The organism is Streptosporangium sandarakinum (genome assembly GCF_050942225.1).
Classification (GTDB): domain Bacteria; phylum Actinomycetota; class Actinomycetes; order Streptosporangiales; family Streptosporangiaceae; genus Streptosporangium; species Streptosporangium nondiastaticum.
In genome coordinates, this window is record NZ_CP192034.1 from 3,160,522 (window position 1) to 3,180,274 (window position 19,753).

The following is a 19,753-nucleotide window of genomic DNA, read 5'->3' on the forward strand; positions in this document are numbered from 1 at the left end:
TGACGCGGCCGGGGCGGGCGGAGTGACCCGCCCGCCCCGGCCGCCGCGCCGTACGACACAGGGCGTTCACCGTCCGGGCCGGTTGGAGGAGCAGTGACCACTGACACCATCGCGAGGAACACCTCCGGCGACAGCGCGCCGGGGCACCGGGGCGCCAACGTCTACGGTGAGGAGGTCAGCGAGATCTACGACCTCCTCTACAAGAGGCGCGGCAAGGACTACGCCGCCGAGGCCGCCGTCATCGCCGGCCTGATCCGCGAGCGCGCGCCGCACGCCGCGTCGCTGCTCGACGTGGCCTGCGGCACGGGGGAGCACCTCGTCACGCTGCGGACCATGTTCGACCACGTCGAAGGGGTCGAGCTCTCCGACTCGATGCGGGAGCGGGCCCAGGGGAAGCTCCCCGGCGTGGCCGTCCACTCGGGGGACATCCGCGACTTCGACCTGGGCCGCACCTTCGACGCGGTCTGCAGCCTCTACGGCACGATCGGCTACATGTCCTCCCAGGCGGAGCTGGACGCCGCGATCGCCGCCATGGGCCGGCACGTGGCGCCCGGCGGCGTGCTGATCGCCGAGCCGTGGTACTTCCGCGAGGGGTTCGCCGACGGCCACATCGGCGACGACATCGTCCGCGAGCCGGGCCGTACGGTGACCCGGCTGGCGACCTCGGTGCGCACCGGGAACGTCGTCCGCGTGGAGGCCCACTACCTCGTGGCCGACGCCGCCGGGGTGCGGCACTTCGAGCACGCCCAGGTGATGAACCTGTTCGGCCGCGACGAGTACGCGGCGGCCTTCGTGCACGCCGGCTTCGAGCCCGTCCGCGTGGAGCCGGGCGACCTGCTGGCGGGACGGTCGCTGTTCGTCGGCGTACGGCGATGATCCCTCTGTTCCGCACCGCGGTCGCGCCCGGCACGGCCGAGCGCGTCACCGCGGTGGTCGACAGCGGCCGGTTCGGCCACGGACCGGCCGTCGAGGAGTTCGAACGCGCCGTGGGCGACCGGGTGGGCAACCCCAGGGTCGCCGCGGTGAACAACGGCACCTCCGGCCTGCACCTCGCCCTGCGGCTGGCGGGCGCCTACGCCGGCGCCCCGGGCGCCCCCGACGGGCCGGGGGAGGTGCTGAGCACGCCGTTCACCTTCGAGGCCACCAACTGGAGCATCCTCGCCAACGGCATGCGCCTCACCTGGGTGGACGTCGATCCGGCGACGCTGAACATCGACCTGGACGACCTGGCGAAGAAGATCACGCCGGCGACCCGCGCGATCATGGTGGTCCACTGGGCCGGCTTCCCGGTGGACCTTGTCCGGCTCGCCCGCATCCTCGACGACGCCGAGGCCGAGCACGGCTTCCGGCCGGTGGTCGTGGAGGACTGCGCCCAGGCGTGGGGGGCCACCTGCGCCGGACGGCCGCTGGGCGGCCACGGCAACCTCTGCGTCTTCAGCTTCCACGCCACCAAGCACCTGAGCTGCGGAGGCGGCGGCCTGCTGACCCTGCCCGACGAGGAGTCCCTGCTGCGCGCCCGCCGGCTGCGCTTCTTCGGCATCGACCGGGACGCCGACCGGGTGAACGCCGACTACGACGTGGCCGAGTGGGGCTACAACTTCTACATGAACGAGATCAACGCGGCGATCGGGCTGGCGAACCTGGAGACGGTGGACGAGCGGGTCCGGCTGCACCGGCTGAACGCGGCGTTCTACGACGCGGAGCTGGCCGGCGTGGCGGGCCTGGAGCTCACCGCGCGGCCCGAGGGGCTTGAGTCGTCGTTCTGGCTGTACCCGGTGAAGGTCGACGACCGCGCGTCCTTCATGCGCAAGATGGCCGGCGCGGGCGTCACCGTGAGCGTGGTCTGCCGCCGCAACGACGAGCACGGCTGCGTGGCGGACGCCAGGACGCCGCTGCCGGGCGTGGACGCGGTCCACGACCGGGTGGTCAACATCCCGGTCGGCTGGTGGCTGACGCCGGAGGAGCGGTCGCACATCGCCGAGACGATCAAGTCCGGCTGGTGAGACCCGGGTGGCGTTTCCCGGGCGCCGCTGAAAACCCCTGAAAATCCCTGGAGACCCCTCTGGAAAACCCCGGAAGAATCACCGGAATTCCCCGGAAAAGAGGGGTTGGCCAGCGCAATCACCGATAAAGGGCCCGTGTCGCCCGGTGTTAACGTCGGGTCATGCATAATCCCTGTCGAATCTGTGGCGGAACCGTCAAGGGGTCGATCGACCTCGGGCGCCACCCCCGTGGAAACGCCTTCCCTCGGCCGGGGGAGACGGCGGACGAGTTCTTCTATCGGCTGGTCGTCGGAATGTGCGACGTGTGCACGATGGTCCAGCTGCTGGAGGACATCCCGCAGGAAGTCCGGTATCACGATGAATACCCCTACCACGCCTCCGGGTCGGCCATTCACCGGCGGCACTTCGAGGAGATCGCCCAGGGGTTCCTCGACACCGAGCTGACCGGCCCCGACCCGTTCGCCGTCGAGATCGGCAGCAACGACGGGGTCATGCTCGCCAGGATCGCGCGGGCCGGCGTGCGCCACCTGGGCGTCGAGCCGTCCCGGCAGGTGGCCGAGATGTCGAGGGCCAAGGGCGTCCGGGTGCTCCCGGAGTTCTTCGACGAGGGGACCGCGGAGCGGATCCGCGCCGAGCACGGCCCCGCGGACGTCATGTTCGGGGCCAACGTGATCGCGCACATCTCGCACCTGGCCTCGGTGCTCCGCGGCGCCGCCCTGCTGCTGGCCCGCACCGGGGTGTTCGTCTTCGAGGAGCCCTACCTCGGCAGCGTCGTCGAGAAGACCGCCTTCGACATCCTCTACGACGAGCACTCGTTCGTCTTCTCCGTCCGGGCGATCCAGGCGGCGGCCGAGCGCTTCGGCCTCGAACTCGTCGACGCCCGGCCCATGGAGATCCACGGCGGCTCGATGCGCTACACCCTGGCTCCGGCGGGGGCGCGGCCGGTCTCACCCCGGGTGGGCGAGCTGCTGGAGAAGGAGGCCGCCCAGGGGCTCGGCGAGCACGCGACCCTGGAGGAGTTCGCCCGCCGGGCGCGGACCGTCCGCGACGACCTCACCGCGCTGGTGCGGGACCTGCACGCCCAGGGCAAGCGGATCGTCGGCTACGGCGCGCCCGCGAAGATCACCACGGTGACGAACTACTGCGGCATCGGCCCGGACCTCATCCCCTTCGTGTGCGACTCCACGCCGTCGAAGCAGGGTCGCCTGGTCGCCGGGACGCACATCCCGGTCAGGGCGCCGGAGGCGTTCTCGGCGGACCACCCCGACTACGCGCTGCTGTTCGCCTGGAACCACGCCGAGGAGATCATGGCCAAGGAGCGGGAGTTCGCCGAGCGCGGCGGCCGGTGGATCCTCTACGTGCCCGACGTCCACATCGTGTGAGGCCGCCCGGCGACGCCGGGACGGCCGAGGGCGTCCGGCGACGCCCGGTGAAGCGGGGGCGCCCGTTTGTCAGCACGTGCGGAGATGCGTCCCCGGAAGGGGAGCGCGAATCATGGTGACCGTCCGGTCGCCCCGTTCCGCGACCGCCCCCGGTTCCCCACCTCGCCGGCCAGGGCAGCCCCGCAGACTCGCCGGCCAGGGCGGCCCAGAAGAAAGGAAGAGCCATGGTGTCCGTGGCAACGTCATCCGGCCAGGCCGGCGCTCCAACCGAGCGCCGCCCCGATCTGCCAGCGCTGACGGGGATGCGCATCATCGCCGCACTGCTGGTCTTCCTCTGCCACGCCGTGCTTCCGGTGACCTCCGGAAACCACAACCCCCCGATGCCGTACGGCGACCAGGGGCTCACGATGAACCTGCTGTGGTTCTTCTCCGCGGGCGGGCAGATCTCCCTGTCGTTCTTCTTCCTCCTGAGCGGGTTCATCATCACCTGGTCCACCCGCCCGGGTGACCGGGTCCTGGCGTACTGGCGCCGCCGCGTCGTGAAGATCTTCCCCAACCACGCGGTCACCTGGGCGCTGGCCATGATCCTGTTCGCGGGGGCCTACACGCCGTACTGGGGCCTGCCGAACCTCTTCCTGGTCAACTCCTTCTCGCCCGACCCGGCGCTGTGGGGCGGGGCCAACATGCCGGCCTGGTCGCTGGGCCCGGAGATGTTCTTCTACCTGCTGTTCCCCCTGCTGATCATCCCGATCAGGAAGATCGCCGAGAACCGGTTGTGGCTGTGGGCGGTCGTCACGGTCGCCGCGATGGCCGCGCTCTGCCTCATCACCGTCTACCTCATCCCGGACTCCCCGACCTACCCCGGTGAGCCGCAGTCGCTGCCGCAGTTCTGGTTCAGCTACATGTTCCCGCCGGCCCGCCTGGTCGAGTTCGTGCTCGGCATGATCGTCGCCCGCCTCGTCATCAGCGGCCGGTGGCCGCGGATCGGCGTCGTGCCCGTCGTGCTGTTCATGATGGTCGGCTACGCCGCCGCGCTGGTGGCCCCCGCCCCGTTCAACCAGACGCTCGTCTCGGCGGTTCCGTTCGCCGTGGCGATCGGCTCCCTGGCCGTGACGAACATCGGCGGCACCCGCACCGTGTTCGGCAGCAGGCCGATGGTCTGGCTGGGCAACATCTCCTTCGCCTTCTACCTGACCCAGTCCTTCATCCTGTTCTACCTGCTCCCCAAGCTCTTCGGGCAGGCCGGCTACGGCGTCGTGGGCGGCACCGCGCTCATCCTCGGGATGATCGTCGCCAACATCGTCGCCGGGTGGGCGCTGCACACGCTGGTGGAGAGGCCCGCGATGCGCTGGTGGAGCGGCTCCCGCAGGACCCGCGCCCCCCGCGGTGAGGTCCAGGAGGCTTCGCCCGCGCCGGCGCCGGTGCCGGCCGGCACCGCGAGCTCCGCGGGCTCGATCGACTAGCCGGGTTCGCCGTACGGCGGGGGCTGCCACGGCGGAGATCGGAAAAGAGCGCAGTCTGGCGGAAGCGCGGAGGGGGGCGCCGCCGGGAGACTGGCCGGTGCGCATGTCGCCGCGGGAGCACCGCGGGGGCGTGCGCACCGGAACGCCGACCTGACAACGACCCTCCGGCCGCGCCGTCGGATCCGCCGGCCGGGGGCAATGCCGAAGGAGGGATCTCCGATGGACACCACCCCCGAGGCCGGAGCCGTGCGCGCCGGCCCGCGCCAGTGGGCCGGACTGGCCGTGCTGGCCCTGCCCACCCTGCTGCTGTCGCTTGACATGAGCGTCCTGTACCTGGCCCTGCCGCATCTGAGCGCAGAGCTGGACGCCACCGCCACCCAGCAGCTGTGGATCACCGACATCTACGGCTTCCTCATCGCCGGGTTCCTGGTCACCATGGGCGGCCTGGGCGACCTGGTCGGCAGGCGGAAGCTGCTGCTGATCGGCGCGGCCTGCTTCACCGTCGCCTCGGTGGCGGCCGCCTACTCCTCCAGCGCCGAGATGCTGATCGTCTCCCGCGCGCTGCTCGGCGTCGCCGGGGCCACGCTGATGCCCTCCACCATGGCGCTGCTCGGCAACATGTTCCCCGACCCCCGGCAGATGGGCACCGCCATCGCCGTCTGGATGAGCTGCTTCATGGGCGGCATGGCGCTAGGGCCGCTGGTCGGCGGGCTGATGCTGCAGCGGTTCTGGTGGGGCTCGGTGTTCCTGCTGGCCATCCCCGTCATGGCGCTGCTGCTCATCGCCGGGCCGCTGCTGCTCCCCGAGTACCGCGACCCCGCGGGCGGGCGTATCGACCTGGCCAGCGTGGCGCTGTCCCTGGCCACCATCCTGCCGTTCGTCTACGGCCTCAAGGAGCTCGCCAAGCACGGCTGGGAGCCGCAGTACCTCCTGTCCATCGCGGTGGGGATCATCGTCGGCGTCTTCTTCGTGCGCAGGCAGCGGACCCTGGAGACGCCGCTCCTGGACCTGCGCCTGTTCGCGCACCGCACGTTCCGGGCCGCCCTGGTGGTCATGGTGCTGGGCGGGGCCGCCAGCGGCAGCTTCTTCCTCGTCAGCATGTTCCTCCAGACCGTGAAGGGCATGTCGCCGCTGGAGGCGGGGCTCTGGCTGGTGCCGTCGACGGGCGCGACCATCGCCAGCGTCATGCTGGCCCCGGTCATCGCGCGGCGGTTCCGCCCCGGCCACGTCATCGCCGCCGGCCTGACCGTCACCGCGGTGGGCTACCTGATGCTGAGCCAGGTGGACGGCTCCACCGGGATGGCCTTCGTCCTGACCGGCCTCATCGTCGGCGCCGTCGGCGCCGGCCCCATGGGGGCGCTCGGCACCGGACTGATCTTCACGTCCGTCCCGCCGGAGAAGACCGGCGCGGCCTCGGCGATCTCCGAGACCGGCGGCGAGTTCGGGATCGCGTTCGGCGTCGCCGTGCTGGGCAGCGTCGGCGCCGCCGTGTACGGCAGCCAGATCACCGTTCCCGACCAGGTCCCGGCCGCGGCGGCCGCCGCAGCCCGGGAGGGCATCGCCGGCGCCGTCGGCGCGGCCGAGCAGGTGGGCGGCACCCTCGGGGCCGAGCTGCTCACCGCCGCCCGAGAGGCGTTCACCACCGCGATGAACTCCGCCACCGGTGCCAGCGCCGCGCTGGCCCTGGCGCTGGCCGTCGTGGCGGCGATCGCGCTCGGGCACGTTCCGCCCACCGGCCAGGCCGAGGCCGCCGCGGGCGCCGAGGGCGGGCCGGAGCAGGCGGGGAGGCCGCCGCGACCGCCCAGGACGGGCGGGCCGGCGAGCACTCCGCGCCCGCGGGCGCCGCCGCCGAGACCGCGAACGCCTCCGGCTGACGCCGGAACCGTCCCCGGCCGAGCCTGAGGAACACCTCCGGCCGCGTCGGGGGGAACGCCTCCGGCCGAAGGCCGGAACCGCCCGGCGGCCACGCGTCCCGTGGCCGCCACCGGCGCGTGAGGGCCGTGGAGCCACCGCGGCCGGAAGCCGCCACGCCGCACCCCCGGCGTGGCGGCTTTTTCGTGCGGTCCCCCGGAGCGGCCGCACCGGGTTACGGGGTCCACGGGGGCTCCGCGGGACCCGGCCCACGGGGCTCCCGGTCATTTCGTATTCGGAATTGCTGACTTACCGCATCGCATTCCCGGACACTTTCCGGGCGGCCCGGATGGAAATAGCCTTGGAATGTGGCGCCATGCCGGGGCGGAATTCCCATCCGCCGGCGGCGTCGTATTTCCCGCATATCTTCTCATGGTGTTCCGACACCACGACCAGCTCCACCACGAAACCCGGGAGACATCCGTGGAAAGACGCTGCCCTGTCCTCGACACCACCGGCCGAGACCTCCACGGGGAGACGGACCGCCTGCGCGCGCTCGGCCCCGCCGTACCCGTTGAGCTCCCCGGAGGCGTCATCGCGTGGTCGGTCAACCGCCACGACGTCATCAGGAAGCTGCTGACCGACCCCAACGTCACCAAGAGCGCCCGCAACCACTGGCCCGCGTTCATCAACGGTGAGATCCCGCCCGACTGGGAGATGATCAGCTGGATCGCCATGGACAACATGGTGACGGCCTACGGCAAGGACCACGTCCGGCTGCGCAGGCTGGTCGGCAAGGCGTTCACGCCGCGCCGTACCGAGGCGATCAAGCCGCGCATCGCCGAGCTGACCGGCGAGCTCATCGACGCCCTGGCCGCCGTCCCGCCCGGTGAGGTCGTGGACCTGCGCCAGCGCTTCGCCTACCCGCTGCCGGCCCGCCTGGTGGCCGACCTGATCGGCATGTCCGAGGAGGCCCGGGTCGAGACCGCGAAGGTCATCGACATGATGGTGGACACCACCGTCACCCCCGAGCAGGCCCAGGCCATCCTGATGGGCTGGCGCGGCGCGATGGAGGAGCTCATCGCCGAGAAGCGCCGCAACCCGGGTGAGGACATCACCAGCGACCTGGTCGCCGCCCGCGACGAGGACGGCTCCCGCCTGTCGGAGGTCGAGCTGACCGACACGATCTTCGCGATCCTCGGCGCGGGCTCCGAGACCACGATCAACTTCTTCGACAACGCCATCACCGCCCTGCTCACCCACCCCGACCAGCTGGAGCTGGTCAGGTCGGGCCGGGCGAGCTGGGACGACGTGATCGACGAGACCCTGCGGGTGGAGTCGCCGCTGGCGCACCTGCCGCTGCGCTACGCGGTCACCGACATCGAGCTCGACGGCGTCACCATCCCCAAGGGCCAGCCGATCCTCGTCAACTACAGCGCGGTGGGGCGCGACCCCGCCCTGCACGGCGACGAGGCCGGCCGCTTCGACATCACCCGGCAGGACAAGGAGCACCTGTCGTTCGGCCACGGCCCGCACTTCTGCCTCGGCGCCGGCATCGCCCGCGCCGTCGCGACCATCGGCCTGTCCTCGCTGTTCGAGCGGTTCCCCGGGCTGAGCCTGGCCGCGGACCGCCGGGACCTGCAGCCGCTGCCGACGTTCATCATGAACGGCCACCGCGCCCTGCCGGTGCGGCTGACCGCCCAGGTGCCCGCCGAGGCGGGCGCCCGCTGAGCGCCTTCTGACGAAGACCCCGTGCGGCCACCGGCCGGGTCCCCTGTCCGGGGGCCCGGCCGGACCCGTGCCGGCCTCTTCCGGGCCGCGGAGGTCCCCGGGCACGCGAAGATCCGGCCGGCGCGTGCCGCGCCGGCCGGATCTCCCATGTGCCGTCCGCCGGAGGACGCGGACGGCGGTCCCGTCCGCCGGAGGACGCGGACGGGTGGTCCCGTCCGCCCCTACCGGCCGTCCCCGCCGGTGGCCCCGCTGTCGGGCAGGGCCAGCCACCAGGGGTTGGCGCGGGCCCAGGCGATGGTCCTGGCCAGGCCCTCGCGCAGGGGCGTCCCGGCCTCCCAGCCCAGGACCCGGCGCGCCTTGCCGCTGTCAGGGATGCGCCGGGGCACGTCCTCGTAGCCGGACCCCAGCTCCGCCCGGGTGTCCACCGCGACGCTCGTCGTGCCGGCGCCGGTGAGCGCGGCGACCAGCCCGGCCGCGTCGCCGACGGTGGTCTCCTCCATGCTCCCCAGGTTGAACGTCTCCCCGGCCGCGGCCGGGTGGGAGGCGGCCAGCAGGGTCCCTTCGACGGCGTCCCCGACGAACGTGAAGCAGCGGGTCTGCTTGCCCCGGTCGTAGACCACGACCGGGCGCCCGTTGAGCGCGCGGTGGATGTTCCGGCTCACCACGAACGCCGGCCGCTGCCGGGGTCCGTAGGCGTTGAAGTACCGCACGATCGTCGCCTCCAGCCCGTGCTGGCGGCCGAACGCGAGGGTCAGGTGCTCGGCCAGCGCCTTGGCCGAGGAGTAGGTCCAGCGGTCGGCGGAGGTCGGGCCGAGCACCCGGTCGGCCTCCTCCGACCACGGCACGTCGGGGTTCTTGCCGAACACCTCGCTGGTGCTCGCCACCACGACCCGGGCCCCGACGGCGGCGGCCCGCTCCAGGACGTTCCTGGTGCCCTGGAAGTTGATGTCGATGACGTCGAGCGGGCGGGCGAGGTACTGGTCCACCCCGACCACGGCCGCGAGGTGGTAGACCACGTCCACGCCCCTGGTGATCGCCTCGGCGAGGCCATCGGGGTCGCGGACGTCTCCCCGGACCTGCCGGGCGTGCTCGCGGGCGAGCCGCTGGTCGTCCGGGAGCGGCCCGCTGTCGAAGACCGTCACCTCGTCGCCCCGGCCGATGAGGCGCTCCACCAGGTGGCTTCCCACGAACCCCGAGCCGCCGGTGACGACGGCGCGTACCGGGCTCACCGCCCGATCCCGCGGTAGACGTATCCCAGCCGCCGCAGCTCGGCGATCTTCTCCTTGGGGTAGTAGGCGCGGCCGTCCAGGAGCAGGCACGAGGGCGCCACGGGCAGCGCGGCGAAGTCGATGTCGCGGAACGCCCGGTGCATGGCCAGGACCGCGACGCAGTCGGCGTCGCGCACCGCCTCCTCCAGGGTCCCGGCCGGCCGCAGCTCCAGCTGCTCCTCGGCCTGGACCGGGTCGACCAGCGGGTCGAAGGCGCGGACCTGGACGCCGGCCTTGCGCAGGGCCGTGACGACGCCCTCCACCGGCGTAGCCCGCAGGTCGCCGGTGTCGTTCTTGAACGCCAGCCCCAGGATGGCGACCGTGCAGTCCGCGGGGTCCTTGCCGAGCCGCAGCAGCTCGTCCACGACGAGCTGCGTCGTGTACTCCGGCATCGCGGCGTTGACCTCGCGGCCGAGCGGCGCGGTACGGATCTCCACCCCGCGCGTGCGGGCGGTGTGCCAGACCATCCACGGGTCCTTCACCAGGCAGGAGCCGCCGACCCCGATGCTGGGCAGCAGGATGTTGACGTTGCCCGTGCCCTTGGGGACCGTGTTGGCCGCCGCGATCACGTCCAGCACGTCCACGTCGAACGGCGCGCAGAACTTGGCGAGCTCGTTGGCGAGCGCGATGTTCAGGTCGATCCACCAGTTGTCCGCGAGCTTCACGATCTCGGCGGTCTCCGGGGAGGCGACCGGGATGACGTCCACGCCCAGGCCGCCCCGCCAGAACGCCGACGCGGCCAGCGTGCTATCCTCGTTCACCCCGCCCACGGTGATGGGGAGCGCGCGCAGCTCGCGCAGCGCGGTGCCCTCGGCGAAGCGCTCGGGGGAGAAGGCGAGCCCGAAGTGCTCGCCGGCGCGCAGCCCGCTCCGCTCCAGCAGCGGCCGCACCAGTTCCCTGGTGGTGCCCGGCGGGACGGTGCTCTTGACCACCACCAGCTGCCCCTCCCGCAGGTGGGAGCCCAGCCGGGCGCAGGCCGCGCGCAGGTGGTCGTCGAACAGCGAGCCGTCGGGATGGACCGGGGTGCTGACCGCGATGAGCACGACGTCCGCCGCGCGGACGGCGGAGTAGTCGGTGGTGGCCGTCAGCCGCCCGCCGGCCACGGCGCCCGCGATCAGCTCGGCCAGGCCCTTCTCCTGGTAGCGGCAGTGGCCGCCGGCCAGTTCGTCGACCAGGTCGGCGTTGATGTCCACGCCCGTGACGTCCCAGCCGCGGTCGGCCAGGAGCGCCGCGATGCACGAGCCGACATAGCCGAGCCCCACGATCGCGACTTTCGGGTCTTGCCGGTCGGGTAGGAAACGCATCGACGCTCCTATCGGAAGAAATAATGAGAATTGATTTCCGTGGTCAGGGCGCGTCCATTTTCGTTTCCGTCCGTCGATCGCCCTGGCATGCGTCTTCTAGCGCATCGTCATTCTTGGCCGTCCCGCACCGCATCTCCTGGATTGCGAGATGGGAGGGGGTGCGGGCCGCCCGGAAACCCGGCAATCCACAAGATGCGCGGCCCGGCCGCCGTGGCGAATGCTGGGGCGGTGCGGCCGGAAAGGCGCCCCTCCGCGCCCGGCACCCGCGGCTCCGCGAGGCGCCGGTCACGGCGGCCGGGGCGCCGGCGGCGCCGTTCTCCCGCGCCGCGGCCGCCACGCCGGAAGGCCCCGGCACCCGCCGATCGAGACAAGGACCGTACATGAACGATCACAAGGCTCTGATCCTGGACGAGGTCCGCAAGTATCACCAGGACGTCCAGACCAGCGGGGAGTTCGTGCCCGGGGTCACCGAGATCTGGCCGACCGGCGCGGTGCACGACGTCGAGGACCGGGTGGCGCTGGTCGAGGCGGCCCTGGACCTGCGCGTGGCGGCCGGGAGCCGGGCACGGAAGTTCGAGTCGGTCTTCGCCCGGAAGATCAAGCGGCGCAAGGCCCTGCTGACCAACTCCGGCTCCTCGGCCAACCTCCTCATCGTCTCCGCCCTGACCTCCCAGAAGCTGGGGGACATGCGCCTGCGGCCGGGCGACGAGGTGATCACGGTCGCGGCGGCCTTCCCCACCACGGTGAACCCGATCCTGCAGAACGGCCTGGTCCCGGTCTTCGTGGACGTGGAGCTCGGCACGTACAACCCCACGGTGGAGGCCGTGGAGCGGGCGATCGGGCCGAAGACGCGGGCGATCATGATCGCGCACACCGTCGGCAACCCCTTCCCGGTGGCGGAGATGGCGCAGCTCGCCGCGGAACACGACCTCTTCCTGATCGAGGACAACTGCGACGCCCTGGGGTCGAAGTACGACGGCGAGCCGACCGGCACCTTCGGTGACATGGCCTCCATCAGCTTCTACCCGGCGCACCACATGACGATGGGGGAGGGCGGCTGCGTCGTCACCTCCAACCTGGCCTTCGCCCGCATCGTGGAGTCGCTGCGCGACTGGGGGCGCGACTGCTGGTGCGAGCCCGGCGAGAGCAACACCTGCCTCAAGCGCTTCAGCTACCAGATGGGCACGCTGCCGGAGGGCTACGACCACAAGTACATCTACTCGCACGTCGGCTACAACCTGAAGATCACCGAGCTGCAGGCCGCGCTCGGCCTGAGCCAGCTCGACAAGATCGACGAGTTCTGCGCCGCGCGGCGACGCAACTGGCGCCGGCTGCGCGAGGGACTCGACGGCGTCCCGCACCTGGTGCTCCCCGAGGCGACCCCGCGCAGCGACCCGAGCTGGTACGGCTTCGTCCTCACCGTGGACCCGCAGGCGCCGTTCGGCGCCAAGGAGCTGGTGGACTTCCTGGAGGACCGCCGGATCGGCACCCGCCGGCTGTTCGCGGGCAACATCATCCGGCACCCGGCCTACACCGACCGGGAGTACCGGATCGTCGGGGAGCTCACCAACACCGACGTCATCACCACCCAGACGTTCCACATCGGCGTCTACCCCGGCCTCACCGACGAGATGATCGACTACGTCGTCTCCTCCATCAAGGAGTTCGTGCGGGCGCGCGGATGACCGGCCGGACCGGGCCCGGCGGCCCGCGCCGATGACCGGCCGCGCCGGGCCCGGCGGCCTCCACCGCCCCCACGGGGTCCGGACGCCCCAGGCCACCAGGTAAGCGATGTTCCAAGGGAGACAGCCAATGCGCGTAATGCTCAGCGTCTGGCCGCAGACGTGCCACCTCTACCCCGCCATCCCCTACGCCCAGGCGCTGCAGCTCGCCGGGCACGAGGTCTGCGTCGCCTGCCCCCCGGGCGCCGCCGACGACATCGTCGCCGCCGGCCTGACCGCGGTCGTCTGCGGCGAGCCCGAGACCGACGGCTGGCTCCGGGACGACATCCACCCCAGGGCCGACGAGATGGAGCGCCTGGCCACGCTCCTGGAGATCCCCGACGCCGAGCGCGACAACTGGGACGTCTTCTTCCAGTACTACATGATGGCCGTCCGCTTCCACCTGCCCTCGCGGCCCAGCAAGCAGAACGAGGCGCTGGTCGAGTTCGCCCGCTCCTGGAAGCCCGACCTCGTCCTGTGGGACCCCTGGTTCCCCGCCGGGGCCGTGGCGGCCCGCGCCAGCGGCGCCGCGCACGCGCGGGTGCTGATGGGCCCCGACTACAGCGGCTGGGCCGTCGAGAGGTTCGCCGCGCACGCCGGCCGTATCGGCGCCGGGCAGGCGGCGAACCCGCTGGCCGAGGCGGTGCGCCCGCTCGCCGCGCACTACGGCATCGAGGTGGACGAGGAACTGCTGGTCGGCCAGTGGACCGTCGACCCCATGCCCGCGGAGATGCGGCTGTCCACCGGCATCGCCTCGCTGCCGGTCCGCTGGAGCCCCTACAACGGCGGCGGCGTCAAGCCGGCGTGGCTGTACGGCAGGCCCGAGCGGCCCCGCCTGGCGCTGTCGGTCGGCCTGTCGACCCGCGCGTACCACAAGGGGGAGTGGCGCACCCCGAAGATCCTGGAGGCGGTCGCGGACCTGGACGTCGAGGTGGTCGCCACCCTCAACGCCGACCAGCTCGAAGGCGTCGGCGCCATCCCCGCCAACGTGCGCACCGTCGACTACGTCCCGCTCGTCCAGCTCCTGCCCACCTGCTCGGCGAGCATCAACCACGGCTCCAGCGGCACGTTCTGGGCCTCGGTGGCCGCCGGCCTGCCGCAGATCATCACCGACACCGACGAGCCGCAGCGGGTCGTCGTCGCCGACGGTGAGAACAGCAAGATGGCCGAGCGGCACATCCTCTCCAAGGTGGCGGCCCGCTACGTCGAGGCCCGCCGGGCGGGCCTGCGGCTGAACCACCAGACGCAGACCGTCGAGGAGGTCAGGGAGCAGGTCGTCGCGGTGCTGGAGGACCCGGCCTACCGCGCCGGCGCCGACGCCGTCCACGCCGAGTGGCTGGCCAAGCCCGGACCGGGCGAGATCGTCGCTGACCTGGAGAAGCTCACCGCCGAGCACCGGCGGCGCTGACGACCCGCGTGAGGGCCGGGGCGGGCACGGTCCGCCCCGGCCCTTCGCCGTGCGCGGGGTCCCGCGCGCCGCCCCGGACGCCGTGAGTCGTGCGCGGGGTCCCGCGCGCCTCCGGACGCCGTGAGTCGTGCGGCCACGGTGGTGCGGGCGCGCGGGTGCCCGGCCGTACGCGGGGGTCGCCGTACGCGAGGCCACGCGGGAAGCCGGGCACACGCGAGGGGTCCCGGGCGCCTTCCGCGCCCGGGACCCCTCAGGTCCTCCATGTCCCCCGGCCGACGGGACGCCGGCCGGCGGAGCGTCAGCCGTTGAGCCGCACGACCGCCTCCATGTCGGCCGCCGAGTAGTCGCGGCCGGCCGCGGCCTCGCTGAACGCCTCCACGCTGAGGCTGTGGGTGGGGCTGTTCTCCGGGTCGCGGAACCCGGAGGTCAGCGCGTACTCGTTGTAGACGTCCAGCAGGCGCTGCGCCTCGACGTCGGCGAAGGCGAAGCGCTCCTGCGGGTCGGCGTCGAGGGCCAGGATGTCGCCCATGGCGCGGGTCATGACGTCCTGGTTGCCGGCGAAGTCGCCGAAGATGGCGCCCTCCGACGCGGGCACCCGCCCGGCCAGCTCCGGCCGCTGCCGTACGGCGCCGGCCGGGAACCGCATGACGTGGTCGTAGGCCACCCGGTGGCGGGGGTGCCTGTCGAACCAGCCCTCCTCCTCCAGCAGCGCGGCCGAGGAGTAGGTCAGCGGCAGGAAGCTGTTGGCCCGGTGCCGCTCGGCGGCGTACTCCGGGTTGTGCAGGTACTGCAGGAACGCCAGCGCCCCCTCCTGGGTCGCCTCGTCCAGGCCGTTGGCCAGCCACAGGGACGTGCCGGCGATCGCGTTGCCGACGTAGGGCACCCGGTCGTTGTAGGGGAAGATCCCGACCTCCATCTCGAAGTCGTTGTCCTCCGCGGCCCGGTGCATGTAGTTCACGTCGTTGGAGGAGGAGATCCGGATCGCCACGTCCTGCTCGGCGAAGGCCCGCAGCGTCCCGGCCCAGTCGGGGATCTTGCCGGTGTAGAGGTAGTGGCCGTCGCGGTGCAGCTTCTTCCACCACGTCGCCCAGGCCACCATCTCCGGCGAGGCCATGGTGGAGGTCGTGGCCCGGCCGGCGCGGCCGTTGTGGTTGTCGACGAGCAGGCCGCCCTGCGACGCCACCGCCTGCTGGATGAACGTGCCGTGGTTGGACCAGGTGATGGCGTGCGAGGGGCCGCCCGCCGTCGCGGCGACCGCCCGGCAGACCTCCTCGACCTCCTCCCAGGTCTCCGGCAGCTTCGTCACCCCGGCCCGGCGCAGCAGACCCTTGTTGGCGTACAGCAGGCTCGTGGTGGCCACCGTCGGCATGGAGTCGAGGTCGCCCTGGTAGGTGTAGTAGTCGCGGATCGGCGGGATGATGTCGTCGATCACGACGGGCTCGCCGAGGATCTCCGTACGGCCGCCGATGGCCTTCTGCACCGAGGTGAACAGCGGGCTGCCGTCCTGCGCCAGGGAGTCGCGGGCCACCTGGGTCATGTAGAAGTAGTACTCCGAGATCGCCGGGGTGCGGCCCTCGGCCGCCGCCTCCGCGACCTGGCGGGGGAAGCGCCAGAAGTCCTTGCCGTGCACCCGCACCTCGTACTCGGGGTGGGCCCGCTCGAAGTCCTCGCCCTGCTTGTACCAGCGGTCCATCCAGCCGGGAAAGGTCAGGTCCGGCACCCACACCTCGATGGGAATCCTGCGTTTCATGTGACCTCTTTCTGCTTTCGGGGCTTTCACGGCGCGTGGCCGTGGGCGCGGTCGGCTCGCGACCGGCCGGTGGCCGGTCCGCGCACCGGCGAACGGGGATGCGCACAGGAAGGTCGCGGAAACGGACCGGGGAAAGGGCCCGCCCAGCGTCCATGATTTGTCGCCCCGGGAACGCCCGCATCTCCGTGGTTGCGGAGAAGGCGCCGCCGTCTCCGGGACGGCCGCGAGGCACGCGCCGGCCCGGGATGAGGCCGGAGAACCACAGGAAGGGAGCTCCGCGTCGAGCCGTCCGCGGGCGGGCGGGCTCCCGTCCGGCGGGGTGGACGCCCCGGGGTGGTGACGGCCGGAGGCGGGTCCCGGAATCCGGCGCGCTGAAATCCGTCGGAGAAAAGTGCCGGCGGGATGTCGAGAACCCGCGCGCGGCTCCGTCCCCGGGGTGAGCACGGCCACAATGGGGCCGTACCGTACCGAGGAGAACACGATGGCCAAGTACCTGCTTCTCAAGCACTACCGGGGCGCTCCGGCGGCGGTCAACGACGTGCCGATGGACCAGTGGACGCCGGAGGAGGTCTCGGCCCACCTGCAGTACATGCAGGACTTCGCCACGCGGCTCGAGGGCACCGGCGAGTTCGTCGACGGCAAGGCGCTCTCCCCGGAGGGCACGTTCGTCCGTTACGACGGCGAGGGGCGGCCGCCGGTCACCGACGGCCCGTTCGCGGAGACCAAGGACCTGATCGCCGGCTGGATGGTGATCGACGTCGAGACCTACGAGCGGGCGCTGGAGCTGGCCGGCGAGCTGTCCGCGGCTCCGGGCGCGGGCGGGAAGCCGATCCACGAGTGGCTCGAGGTGCGCCCCTTCATGGTCGAGCCGCCCACGGTGACCGAGTGAACGAGTCGCTGCTGCGGGAGCTGGTGCCCGCGGTGATCGGTGTCCTCGTCCGCCGCGGAGCGGACTTCGCGGCGGCCGAGGACGCCGTGCAGGACGCCCTGGTCGAGGCCGTGCGCGTGTGGCCGGAGGACCCGCCGCGGGACCCCAAGGGCTGGCTGGTCACCGTGGCCTGGCGCAAGTTCCTCGACGCCGCCCGCGCCGACGTCTCCCGGCGGCACCGCGAGGCGCGCGTCGAGGACGAGCCCGCGCCCGGCCCGGCCGGGGCGGTGGACGACACGCTCCAGCTGTACTTCCTGTGCGCGCACCCGTCCCTGACACCGGCCTCGGCCGTCGCGCTCACGCTGCGCGCGGTCGGCGGCCTGACCACGCGCCAGATCGCGCAGGCGTACCTCGTGCCGGAGGCGACCATGGCCCAGCGGATCAGCAGGGCCAAGCGGACCGTATCCGGCGTCCGGCTCGACCGGCCCGGTGACGTCGCCACGGTGCTGCGCGTGCTCTACCTCGTCTTCAACGAGGGCTACTCCGGCGACGTCGACCTCGCCGCCGAGGCGATCCGGCTCACCCGCCGGCTGGCGGCCAGGATCGACCATGAGGAGGTCGCGGGCCTGCTCGCGCTCATGCTGCTCCACCACGCGCGGCGTCCGGCGCGGACCGGCCCCGACGGCAGGCTCGTGCCTCTCGCCGAGCAGGACCGCGGCCTGTGGGACACCCGGCTGATCGCCGAGGGCGTCGAGGTGCTCCAGGCGGCCCTCGGCCGCGACCGCCTGGGCGAGTTCCAGGCCCAGGCCGCCGTCGCCGCGCTCCACGCCGACGCCCCGACGGCGGAGGAGACCGACTGGGTGCAGATCGTCGAGTGGTACGACGAGCTGGTGCGCCTCACCGGCAGCCCGGTGGCCCGCCTCAACCGGGCCGTCGCGGTCGGCGAGGCCGACGGTCCGCGGGCCGGACTGGCCGCCCTGGCGGGGCTCGACCCCGCCCTGCCCCGCCACACCGCCGTCACGGCGTACCTGCACGAGCGGGACGGCGACCTGGCGACCGCGGCACGGCTCTACGCCGAAGCCGCCCGAACGGCGCCCAGCCTCCCCGAACGCGACCACCTCACGCGACAGGCCGCCCGGCTCAACGCACGGCTGCGCGACTGAGCGACTGCGCGACTGAGCGGCTACGCGGCTGAGCGGCGCGGCACGGTCGCTCGGCTCACGCGGCCGGAACGCGGCGCCGCACGCCGGGAGATGCCCGGTCCGCGGACCCGGTGTGATGCTGAAGGGCGTCGTCCGCCACCGCGCCCGCGGCGGCGTTCCACGCCGGACCCGCGGTGCGGACCTCCGCGCCCGCGGCGGCGTCCCGCGCCGGACCCGCGGGATGGACTTCGCGAAAGGACCGCAATGAGCGTTGACAGCACGTACGCGACCGGCACCCGTGCGACCGCCGGTGCCCTGGTGGAGGAGTTCGCCGCCGCGCCGGACGCCGGGGTGCGGGAGGCGTACCGGCGGCTGGTCGAGGCGGTGTGGGACGGTGGCACGCTGACCGGCCTCGCGCTGCCCGCCGCCTCCGAGATCGTGGACGGCCTGGACCGGGCCGGCGAGGACCGGGCCGGCCTGCTGGCAGTCCTGCTCGGGCTGCTCGCCGAGGCCGAGGCGTACGTCCCGGACAGCCCGGTGCGCGCCGCCGTACGGCAGGGCATGGACCGCTACCTGGACCTGCTGGACCGCTGCGAGCCCGACGAGCCGCTGGCCCAGGGACTGATCTACCTCCTCGCGCACTTCCCCGAGGACCGCGACCGGATCCTCGCCCAGGTCTCCCGGCTGGAGCTGCCGGTGGACGACCTGTCGCGGCTGGACCGGTGCCTGCGCGAGCTGGACCCGGCCGACCCCGACCTGGGCCGGGTGTGGCCGGCGCCGTCGGTGTGGCGGCTCACCGACGAGGAGCGGGCCTTCGACAGGGCGTGGATCGCCTCCCTGAGCCCCGAGCAGATCACGGTGAACTGGCGCAACGACACCCGCAACGTCTGGGCCTACATGGGCGCCAAGGCGTACTGGACGGTGCGCGACGGCGTGCCCGCGGCGATCCCCCGCGTGCCGCACCCCGCCGACACCGGTGCCACCGTGCCGCCCGCCGCCGAGGCCGGGCCGGAGCTGCTCCGCCCGCACGCCGCCGCGTTCCGCTGCCCCGCCTGCCACGACGGCCTGGACTTCGGCGCCGGCAGTGTCCGCTGCGAACGCTGCGCGGTGACCTACCCCGTCACCCGCGGCATCCTCGACCTGACCGAGGGCATCAGCGACGCCGCCGCCGGCACCGGCGACGAGGCGTCGGCCAACCTGCTGCGCAAGCTCGCCGAGATGCCCACCATGGGCCTCTACTACGAGGCCCTCATGCGGCCGGAGTTCCTGCGGGTCGCCGGGTCCAACTGGGACGCGGCCGTGACGCCCGCCGCCGAGGACGCCTACATCGCCGCGCATGTGCGGCCGGTCGACGGCCCGGTGCTGGACCTGGCCGCCGGCGCGGGCCGCTGGACCGGCGTCATCGCCCAGGCGGTCGGCGCCGAGCGGCTGGTCGCCCTCGACATGGGCCTGCCGATGCTGAACACGCTGCGCGGCAAGCTGCCCGAGGTGCCGGCCGTACGGGCCAGCGCGCTGGAGCTGCCGTTCGGGGACGCGAGCCTGGGCGCGGTGGTCTGCTGGAACGCCCTGCAGGCGTTCCCCGACGACGCCGGTACGGCCATCGCCGAGGTGGGCCGCTGCCTGCGCCCCGGCGGCACCTTCACGCTGATGACGTTCGTGTGGGACACCGACCCCGTCTACCGGCACTTCCAGGCCGCCCACTCCTTCCCCGGCCGCCCCGCGGGCATGCTGCTGTTCGAGGCCGAGCAGCTGCGGACCTGGCTGGCCGAGGCGGGGATGGTCATCCGCGAGGAGTCGGGCAGCGGGACGTTCGTCTTCATCACGGCCGAGCGCGCCGCCTGAGCCGGGAAGGAGAGCCGCAC

At 72.8% G+C, this 19,753-nt stretch carries 14 protein-coding genes; 11 read left to right on the forward strand and 3 right to left on the reverse strand.

Annotated features, from left to right (window positions below; translation table 11 throughout):
• The first annotated feature begins 93 nt into the window (after window positions 1-93).
• The 6 genes from ACQP10_RS14500 (at window position 94) to ACQP10_RS14525 (ending at window position 8,430) form a co-directional block, all read left to right on the forward strand.
• Window positions 94-876, forward strand: coding sequence for a class I SAM-dependent DNA methyltransferase (locus tag ACQP10_RS14500; protein WP_312872907.1), 783 nt, complete (start codon window positions 94-96; stop codon window positions 874-876).
• Window positions 873-2,003, forward strand: a complete 1,131-nt coding sequence (locus ACQP10_RS14505; protein WP_389995085.1) for a DegT/DnrJ/EryC1/StrS family aminotransferase — start codon at window positions 873-875, stop codon at window positions 2,001-2,003. Before ACQP10_RS14500 ends, ACQP10_RS14505 begins: the two co-directional genes overlap by 4 nt.
• Before the next feature lie 161 nt (window positions 2,004-2,164).
• The gene (locus tag ACQP10_RS14510; protein ID WP_179818043.1) at window positions 2,165-3,385 is read left to right on the forward strand and encodes a class I SAM-dependent methyltransferase; all 1,221 of its coding nucleotides are present in this window, start codon (window positions 2,165-2,167) and stop codon (window positions 3,383-3,385) included.
• Between the two features lie 224 nt (window positions 3,386-3,609).
• A complete protein-coding gene (locus ACQP10_RS14515) occupies window positions 3,610-4,848 on the forward strand; it encodes an acyltransferase family protein (protein ID WP_433541526.1) in 1,239 nt (412 codons plus the stop codon).
• Window positions 4,849-5,067: 219 nt separating this feature from the next.
• Window positions 5,068-6,750: an MFS transporter gene (locus ACQP10_RS14520; RefSeq protein ID WP_433541527.1), complete on the forward strand. Its 1,683-nt coding sequence runs from the start codon at window positions 5,068-5,070 to the stop codon at window positions 6,748-6,750.
• Between the two features lie 432 nt (window positions 6,751-7,182).
• On the forward strand, window positions 7,183-8,430 hold the full coding sequence (locus tag ACQP10_RS14525) for a cytochrome P450 family protein (RefSeq protein WP_179818040.1): 1,248 nt from the start codon (window positions 7,183-7,185) through the stop codon (window positions 8,428-8,430).
• 221 nt (window positions 8,431-8,651) lie between these two features.
• On the opposite strand, the gene ACQP10_RS14530 is transcribed toward ACQP10_RS14525, so the two are convergent.
• Window positions 8,652-9,659: an NAD-dependent epimerase/dehydratase family protein gene (locus ACQP10_RS14530; RefSeq protein ID WP_179818039.1), complete on the reverse strand. Its 1,008-nt coding sequence runs from the start codon at window positions 9,657-9,659 to the stop codon at window positions 8,652-8,654.
• Window positions 9,656-11,002: a nucleotide sugar dehydrogenase gene (locus ACQP10_RS14535; protein ID WP_346019976.1), complete on the reverse strand. Its 1,347-nt coding sequence runs from the start codon at window positions 11,000-11,002 to the stop codon at window positions 9,656-9,658. The genes ACQP10_RS14530 and ACQP10_RS14535 overlap by 4 nt, the downstream gene beginning before the upstream one ends.
• A 380-nt stretch (window positions 11,003-11,382) precedes the next feature.
• Here ACQP10_RS14535 and rfbH point away from each other — a divergent pair, with 380 nt between their 5' ends.
• Window positions 11,383-12,687 carry a lipopolysaccharide biosynthesis protein RfbH gene (gene rfbH / locus ACQP10_RS14540; protein ID WP_179818037.1) on the forward strand — a complete coding sequence of 435 codons (1,305 nt, stop codon included), beginning with the start codon at window positions 11,383-11,385 and terminating at the stop codon, window positions 12,685-12,687.
• A gap of 127 nt (window positions 12,688-12,814) precedes the next feature.
• A complete protein-coding gene (locus ACQP10_RS14545) occupies window positions 12,815-14,131 on the forward strand; it encodes a nucleotide disphospho-sugar-binding domain-containing protein (protein WP_433541528.1) in 1,317 nt (438 codons plus the stop codon).
• A gap of 298 nt (window positions 14,132-14,429) precedes the next feature.
• On the opposite strand, the gene ACQP10_RS14550 is transcribed toward ACQP10_RS14545, so the two are convergent.
• A complete protein-coding gene (locus ACQP10_RS14550; protein ID WP_433541529.1) occupies window positions 14,430-15,881 on the reverse strand; it encodes an extracellular solute-binding protein in 1,452 nt (483 codons plus the stop codon).
• Between the two features lie 481 nt (window positions 15,882-16,362).
• Here ACQP10_RS14550 and ACQP10_RS14555 point away from each other — a divergent pair, with 481 nt between their 5' ends.
• The 3 genes from ACQP10_RS14555 to ACQP10_RS14565 all read left to right on the forward strand — a co-directional run bounded on the left by ACQP10_RS14555 (window position 16,363) and on the right by ACQP10_RS14565 (window position 19,733).
• Window positions 16,363-16,770, forward strand: coding sequence for a YciI family protein (locus tag ACQP10_RS14555; RefSeq protein ID WP_179822619.1), 408 nt, complete (start codon window positions 16,363-16,365; stop codon window positions 16,768-16,770).
• Entirely contained in the window at window positions 16,767-17,912 is a 1,146-nt protein-coding gene (locus ACQP10_RS14560; protein WP_179818034.1) for an RNA polymerase sigma factor, read from the forward strand. The genes ACQP10_RS14555 and ACQP10_RS14560 overlap by 4 nt, the downstream gene beginning before the upstream one ends.
• 243 nt (window positions 17,913-18,155) lie before the next feature.
• Window positions 18,156-19,733, forward strand: coding sequence for a class I SAM-dependent methyltransferase (locus tag ACQP10_RS14565; protein WP_179818033.1), 1,578 nt, complete (start codon window positions 18,156-18,158; stop codon window positions 19,731-19,733).
• Window positions 19,734-19,753: the final 20 nt, after the last annotated feature.